General features: G+C 71.4%; 4 protein-coding genes and 1 pseudogene. 2 read left to right on the forward strand and 3 right to left on the reverse strand.

Going from position 1 to position 7384, the window contains the following annotated elements; genetic code table 11:
• Positions 1-31: 31 nt before the first annotated feature.
• Together IG94_RS0130505 and IG94_RS0130510 are read right to left on the reverse strand one after the other, a co-directional pair.
• Entirely contained in the window at positions 32-1261 is a 1230-nt protein-coding gene (locus IG94_RS0130505; RefSeq protein WP_052410936.1) for an MFS transporter, read from the reverse strand.
• Between the two features lie 496 nt (positions 1262-1757).
• A complete protein-coding gene (locus IG94_RS0130510) occupies positions 1758-3284 on the reverse strand; it encodes a potassium/proton antiporter (protein WP_372457645.1) in 1527 nt (508 codons plus the stop codon).
• A 351-nt stretch (positions 3285-3635) separates the two neighbouring features.
• Between IG94_RS0130510 and IG94_RS0130515 the strand changes: the two genes are divergently transcribed.
• Complete coding sequence (locus IG94_RS0130515) at positions 3636-6461, forward strand: penicillin acylase family protein (RefSeq protein ID WP_031044552.1); 2826 nt, start codon at positions 3636-3638, stop codon at positions 6459-6461.
• 91 nt (positions 6462-6552) lie between these two features.
• Here IG94_RS0130515 and IG94_RS0130525 read toward each other — a convergent pair whose 3' ends face one another.
• Positions 6553-7167 (reverse strand): 5-formyltetrahydrofolate cyclo-ligase, encoded by a 615-nt coding sequence (locus IG94_RS0130525; protein ID WP_031044554.1) that lies wholly within the window; start codon positions 7165-7167, stop codon positions 6553-6555.
• 93 nt (positions 7168-7260) lie between these two features.
• On the opposite strand from IG94_RS0130525, the pseudogene IG94_RS42090 reads away from it, so the two are divergent.
• Positions 7261-7384 (forward strand): annotated as a pseudogene (locus IG94_RS42090) (UTP--glucose-1-phosphate uridylyltransferase); the annotation flags it as partial.

The raw sequence follows: 7384 nt of genomic DNA on the forward strand, positions 1-7384 counted from the left end.
ACGACGGTCCATAGTGACCTATTCCGCGGGATCAGTCCACTGCGGCGGGCGCGCGGTGACCGACACCACGTGCGACCGTACGCCCGTGGGGCCGGGTAGCGAGCCGCGACCGCAGCGCCAGCAGGACCGCCAGCGCGAGCACCGTGCCGCCCATCGGCACCAGGAAGCCCGCCCCGTCCCCGTACCGGTCCTCCAGCTGGCCGGAGACCGTCACGGCCGCCGCCTGGCCGAGTGCGACCGCGCCGGTCAGCCAGGTGAAGGCCTCGGTGCGGGCGCCCGCCGGGACCAGGCCCTCGACCAGCGTGTAGCCGGTGACGATCGCGGGCGCGACGCACATGCCGACGAGCAGTCCGAGACCGGCCAGCACGAGCACCGAGTGCGCGGCCCACAGGCCGGACGCGGTCAGGGCCAGGGCGGTGTAGCCGACCAGGAGGCGCCGCTGCGGGGCCACCTTCCAGGCGATGGCCCCGCAGGCCAGGCCGGAGATCATGTTGCCCGCGGCGAAGACGCCGTACAGGACGCCGTTCAGACCGGGCTCGCCGATCGACTCGGTGAACGCGGCCAGCGACACCTGCATGCCGCCGAAGACGGAACCGATGCCCAGGAAGACGGCGATCAGGACCCGCACCCCGGGGACGCGCAGCGCGGAAACGTGCTCCACGCGCGCGTGGCCGTCGCCGACGCCGCCGACAACGGGCTGGGTGCTCCTCTGCGCGGCGAAGAGCAAACCGCCCACCAGGGTGAGCGCGGCCTCCGTGACCAGGCCCGCGGCCGGGTCGACGGCCGTGCACAGGGCCGTCGCCAGCAGCGGGCCGAGGACGAAGGTCAGCTCGTCGGTGACGGACTCGAAGGCCGCCGCGGTGCTCATCAGGGGAGAGTCCCCGAGCCGGACGCCCCAGCGGGCGCGCACCATGGGGCCGATCTGCGGTACCGAGGCCCCGGTGGGCACGGCGGCCGCGAACAGCAGCCAGAGCGGGGCGTCGGAGAGCGCGAGGGCGGTCAGGGCCAGGCCGGACGCCGCGTGCACGAGGACGCCCGGCAGCAGGACGGCGCGCTGGCCGTGACGGTCGGCGAGCCGGCCGCTGTAGGGGGCGAACAGGGCCATGGAGACGCCGGTGACGGCCGCGACGACGCCTGCGGCGCCGTAGGAGCCGGTGGTGTGCTGCACGAGCAGCACGATGGACAGCGTCAGCATGGCGAACGGCTGGCGCGCCGCGAAGCCGGGGAGCAGGAACGTCCAGGCGCCGCGGGTGCGCAGCAGCTGCCCGTACCCGGAACGCGACGGGGCGCTCGACCCGCGCTGTGACGTGGTGTGCGGTTCGGTGCTCCACCCGGTGTCCGACCCGGTGGTGGACGCGGTGTCAGACCCGGTGGTGAACGCGGGGTGCGAGGGAGTGACCGTGGGTTCCACGGCCCGTGCCTTTCTGCCGCCTGGTGACGCGGTCCGTCGCGCGGCCGTTCGCCGCGCGGGGGCGCCGAGAGCTGTCCTCTTGCGCGGACTGCGGTAGATACCGGAGCCCGTGCGCGGAAATTGCGAAGGAGGAGGGCGTCCCGGCCGCCATACGGTCGCGCCAGCCCTGCATCAGGCAGAGTTGGTTCGATCAGGTGCCGCACCCATCGTACGCCCAGCCGCCGCCCTCCTCCGTACGTCCGGCCGCCCCCGGGCCTCCGTGCCCGTACGCCCAGCCGCCGCCCTACTCCGGTACGCCCAGCGCGCCCTCAGCCCCCGGCCGTCCCCCCTTCCGGGACATTGGGCCTCACTTTCTTCCGCTGCTTCCCGTGCCCAGCCAGCCGGCCAGCTTGCCGCCGTGGCCGACCGCGCGCAGCCGTGCCTCGGCGGCGTCGCGGACGGGGTCGGTGGCGACGACGAGAAGTTCGTCACCGCGCCGCAGCCCCGTCGTCGGCAGCGGCACGAAGGACGTCCCGTCGCGCACGACCAGGGTGACGGCGGCACCGGTCGGCAGCCGCAGCTCGCTGACCTCGACGCCGTGCATCCTGGAGCCCTCGGGAATCGTCACGGAGAGCAGGTGGCCGCGCAGCCGCTCCAGGGGCGCCGACTCGATGCCGAGGTCGGCGGCCTCCTCCCCCTTGCCCAGCCGCAGCTTGCGGGCGAGCCACGGCAGGGTCGGGCCCTGGACCAGGGTGTAGACGACGACCAGGACGAAGACGATGTTGAAGAGCCGCCGGCTGCCCGTGACGCCCTCGACCATCGGGATGGTGGCCAGGACGATGGGCACCGCTCCGCGCAGTCCGGCCCAGGACATCAGGGCCTGCTCCTGCCACGGCACCCGGAAGGGCGTCAGGGACAGCACGACGCTCAGGGGCCGCGCCACCATGGTGAGCACCAGGCCGATGACCAGGGCGGGCAGGATGTCGTCGCCCAGTTCGTGCGGGGTCACCAGCAGGCCCAGGAGCACGAACATGCCGATCTGCGCGAGCCAGCCAAGCCCGTCGGCGAACCCGCGGGTGGCGGGCCAGTGCGGCAGCCGGGCGTTGCCCATGACCATCGAGGCCAGGTACACGGCGAGGAAGCCGCTGCCGTGGGCCATTGCACCGGCCGCGTAGGCCGTGACGGCGATGGACAGGACGGCGATGGGGTAGAGGCCGGAGGCGGGCAGGGCCACGTGCCGCAGGCCCCAGGAGCCCAGCCAGCCCACCGCGAGCCCGACGGCCGCGCCGATGGCCAGCTCCAGGGCGATCTCGCCGAGCAGCACGTACCAGTGCTCGATCGGGCCGGCCGTGGAGAAGGCGACCACGAGGATGACCACGGGGGCGTCGTTGAAGCCGGACTCGGCCTCAAGGGTGCCCGTTATGCGCGTGGGCAGCGGGATCCGGCGCAGTACCGAGAAGACGGCCGCGGCGTCCGTGGAGGACACCACCGCCCCGATGATCAGTGCCTGCCGCCACTCCAGCCCCGTCAGGTAGTGGGCGCCGGTCGCGGTCACGCCGACGCTGACCGCGACTCCGGCCAGGGCCAGCATGGAGGCGGCCGGCAGCGCCGGTTTCGCCTCCTTCCACTTCGTGCCGAGACCGCCCTCGGCCAGGATCACGACCAGGGCGGCGTACCCGATGACCTGGACCAGTTCGGCGTTGTCGAACTTGATGTCGCCGATGCCGTCCTGGCCCATGGCGACGCCGATGGCCAGGTAGACGAGCAGGCTCGGGAGCCCGCTGCGCGAGGAGATCCGGACCGCCGCCACGGCGATGAGCAGGACGAGCGAGCAGACGAGCAGGAGCTGGTTGAGGTGGTGGACAGTCAGCGGCCGTTCCCTTCCCTGGCGCACAGCACGGATCACAGCACGGGCGAACGCGCCCGTACGGCGGGCGGGAGCCTTCCCCACCCGCAGAGGCGGCCTCCGTGACGGAGGCCGCCTCCATGACGCAAGCGGCCTCCCCATGGCACACGAGCCGCCGTGCTCCGCGGACAACTACTTCGTTACCTTACCTAACTCTTGACGCTTTCTTGACGCCTGTCCTGACAAGATCGAACGCTCGTACGTCGCCGTACCCGACTCCGCGTCAAGGGGCAGCCGGGGCTGCGCCTAGAGTTGCTCCAGCGTTCGGCGCTCAGCGCTCCGCCCCGGTACGAAGCACAGCCCGCCCCTGCCGCTCGTGTTAGGACAGCAAGGACAGCGATGCCCCCCAACAACACCGCCTCCACGGGTCAGCAGCCCGGCACGTCCGGCAGGAAGAAGGGGCGCAAGGGCCGGCTGCTCGTCGTGGTGCTGGTCCTGGCCGTCGTCGGCGGCCTCGTCTTCGGGGGGTACTGGTCGGTCAGTACCGTCCGCGCCTCCTTCCCGCAGACCAAGGGTTCGATCACGCTGGACGGCCTGTCGGGCCCGGTGGACGTCAAGCGCGACGGATACGGCATCCCGCAGGTCTACGCCTCCTCCGAGGAGGACCTGTTCATGGCGCAGGGCTACGTCCAGGCGCAGGACCGGTTCTACGAGATGGACGTGCGGCGCCACATGACCGCCGGGCGCCTGTCGGAGATGTTCGGCAAGGACCAGGTCGGCAACGACGAGTTCCTGCGCACCCTGGGCTGGCACCGGGTGGCGAAGAAGGAGTACGACGAGAAGCTGTCGGACTCCGCGAAGAAGTACCTCCAGGCGTACGCCAAGGGCGTCAACGCCTACCTGAAGGGCAAGGACGGCGCGGATCTCTCCCTGGAGTACGCCGCCCTCGGCTTCACCAACGACTACAAGCCCCAGGAGTGGACGCCGGTCGACTCGGTGGCCTGGCTCAAGGCGATGGCCTGGGACCTGCGCGGCAACATGCAGGACGAGGTCGACCGCGCCCTGATGACCAGCCGGCTCGGCCCCAAGCAGATCGCCGACTTGTACCCGGCGTACCCGTACGACCGGAACAAGGCGATCGTGCAGGAGGGCCAGTACGACGAGCTGACCCAGACCTTCGACGGGAGCGGCTCCTCGGACGGCGACTCCGGCACGGGTACGGGATCCGGTACGGGAGCGGGAGCCGGTACGGGCACGGGCACGGGATCCGGTACGGGAGCAGGCACGGGTACGGGAGCAGGCACCGGCACCGGGGCGGGAAGTGACCTCGAGGGCCAGCTCGCGGGCCTCCAGAACGTCCTCGACGACGTCCCCACCGCCGTCGGCGTGAACGGCAACGGCATCGGCTCCAACTCCTGGGTCGTCTCCGGCGAGCACACCATCACCGGCAAGCCGCTGCTGGCCAACGACCCGCACCTGTCGCCGTCCCTGCCGTCCGTCTGGTACCAGATGGGGCTGCACTGCCGGACCGTCTCCGACAAGTGCCGCTACGACGTCGCCGGATACACCTTCGCGGGCATGCCCGGCGTGGTCGTCGGCCACAACCAGGAGATCGCCTGGGGCCTGACCAACTCCGGCGCCGACGTCACCGACCTCTACCTGGAGAAGATCACCGGCGAGGGCTACCAGTACGACGGCAAGGTGGTCCCCTTCGAGACGCGCGAGGAGACCATCAAGGTCGCCGGCGGGGACTCCAAGAAGATCGTCGTCCGCGAGACCAACAACGGTCCGCTGCTCTCGGACCGCGACGACGAACTGGTGAAGACCGGCAAGAAGGCCACCGTCGAGACCGCCGCCCCCGACCGCGGCGACGGCTACGGCGTCGCGCTGCGCTGGACCGCCCTGGACGCGGGCACCACCATGGACGCCGTCTTCGCGATCGACCGGGCGCAGAACTGGTCCGAGTTCCGCGAGGCGGCCACGCTGTTCGACGTGCCCTCGCAGAACCTCGTCTACGCCGACAGCGAGCACATCGGCTACACCCTGCCCGGGAAGCTCCCCGTGCGCGCCGAGGGCCACGACGGCTCGGTGCCGGCCCCGGGCTGGGACCCGAAGTTCCGCTGGACCGGCGAGTACATCGACCAGGACGAGCTGCCCCACGAGTACGACCCGGAGCGCGGCTACATCGTGACCGCCAACCAGGCGGTCGTCGACGAGGACAGCTACCCGTACACGCTGACCACCGACTGGGGTTACGGCACCCGCAGCCAGCGCATCACCTCCCTGATCGAGCAGAAGATCAAGGACGGCGGCAAGATCTCCACCGACGACATGCGGCAGATGCAGCTGGACAACAGCAGCGAGATGGCCAAGCTGCTCGTGCCCCAGCTGCTGAAGATCGACGTCGCCGACAAGGACGTCCGCGAGGCCCAGAAGCTGCTGGAGGGCTGGGACTACACCCAGGACGCCGACTCGGCCGCCGCCGCCTACTTCAACGCCGTCTGGCGCAACATCCTCAAGCTCGCCTTCGGCAACAAGCTGCCCAAGGAGCTGCGGGTCAAGGGCCAGTGCCTGTGGATCGACCCGGTCAACACCACCGGCCCGGCCGACGCGACGAACAAGGTCTACGAGTGCGGCCAGCGCGACGCCGACCAGGCGCAGCCGGACGGCGGCGACCGCTGGTTCGAGGTGGTCCGCACCCTGCTGGACGACCCGAAGAGCGACTGGTGGAGCACGCCCGAGTACGGCACCCGCAAGGGCGCCGACAAGAACCGGGACGACCTGTTCAAGCGCGCCATGGTCGACGCCCGCTGGGAGCTGACCGCCAAGCTCGGCAAGGACATCGACTCCTGGAACTGGGGCCGGCTGCACCGCCTGTTCCTGAAGAACCAGACCCTGGGCACCGAGGGCCCCGGCTTCCTGAAGTACGCCCTCAACCGCGGCCCGTGGAAGCTCAGCGGCGGCGAGGCCGCGGTCAACGCCTCCGGCTGGAACGCGGCCGGCGGCTACGGGGTGATCTGGGTGCCGTCCATGCGGATGGTGGTCAACCTCGGCGACCTCGACAAGTCCCGGTGGATCAACCTCACCGGCGCCTCCGGACACGCCTACAGCGCCCACTACACCGACCAGACGGACAAGTGGGCCAAGGGCGAGCTGCTGCCGTGGTCCTTCTCCAAGAAGGCGGTCGACGAGAGCACGAGCGACACGCTGGTGCTCAAGCCGTAGCCGGCACCCGCTGATCCGCGAGAACGGCCTCCACGCGCGCGTGGAGGCCGTTTTCGCGTCGCCCGAGCCGTGCGCCGGCGTCCGTCGTGCGTCAGCGGAACCGGCGCACTCCGGCGGGCGTCACCACCGCGTCCACCGGCCGGTCGTGCGGCTCGGCCGGCACGTGCGCGACCACCTCACGGCCGTAGAGCAGCACCAGCAGCGCCGGATACGCCTCCGCGCGCTCCAGACGGGCGAGCACGCGGTCGTAGGAGCCGCCGCCGCGCCCCAGCCGCAGCCCGCGCCCGTCCACCGCGACCCCCGGCAGCAGCACCACGTCCGCCTCCGTCACCGCCTCCGGCCCCAGCCGCTCGCCGGCGGGCTCGAAGAGCTCCATCCGCCCGCCGTGCCGCACGCGCGCGAGGGAGTCGGTTCCGGCGTATTCGCCCCAGTCCAGGTCGTTGTCCGCCAGCAGGGCGGGCAGCAGCACCCGCACCCCCCGCTCGCGCAGCGCGTCGAGGAGCGCGAGGGTGCCCGGTTCGGCGCCCACCGAGACGTAGGCCGCCACGGCGTGCGCCCCCGCGACCTCCGGCATGCCGAGTGCCCGGGCGGCCAGCGCGTCCGCCGCTTCCCGCACGTCAGCGGCAGTCAGCCGGTTCCTTGCGGCGAGGAGATCCCGTCGCAGGGCGCGCTTGCCGGGGCCGTTCGCAGGGTCGATGTGAGGCAATGGTCACTCCCGTACCGCTCTATTCTGCTCATATGAGCACCGGGGGTCCGGCGTCACAGATTCTCCCTATAGGCACCGGATATGGTGGCGCGCATGACTCAGTCCCACCCCAGGATCAGCAAGGCTGTCATTCCCGCGGCCGGGCTCGGTACCCGGTTCCTGCCGGCGACCAAGGCCACTCCGAAGGAGATGCTGCCGGTCGTCGACAAGCCGGCGA

The sequence above is a fragment of the Streptomyces olivaceus genome, assembly GCF_000721235.1.
Classification (GTDB): Bacteria; Actinomycetota; Actinomycetes; order Streptomycetales; family Streptomycetaceae; genus Streptomyces; species Streptomyces olivaceus.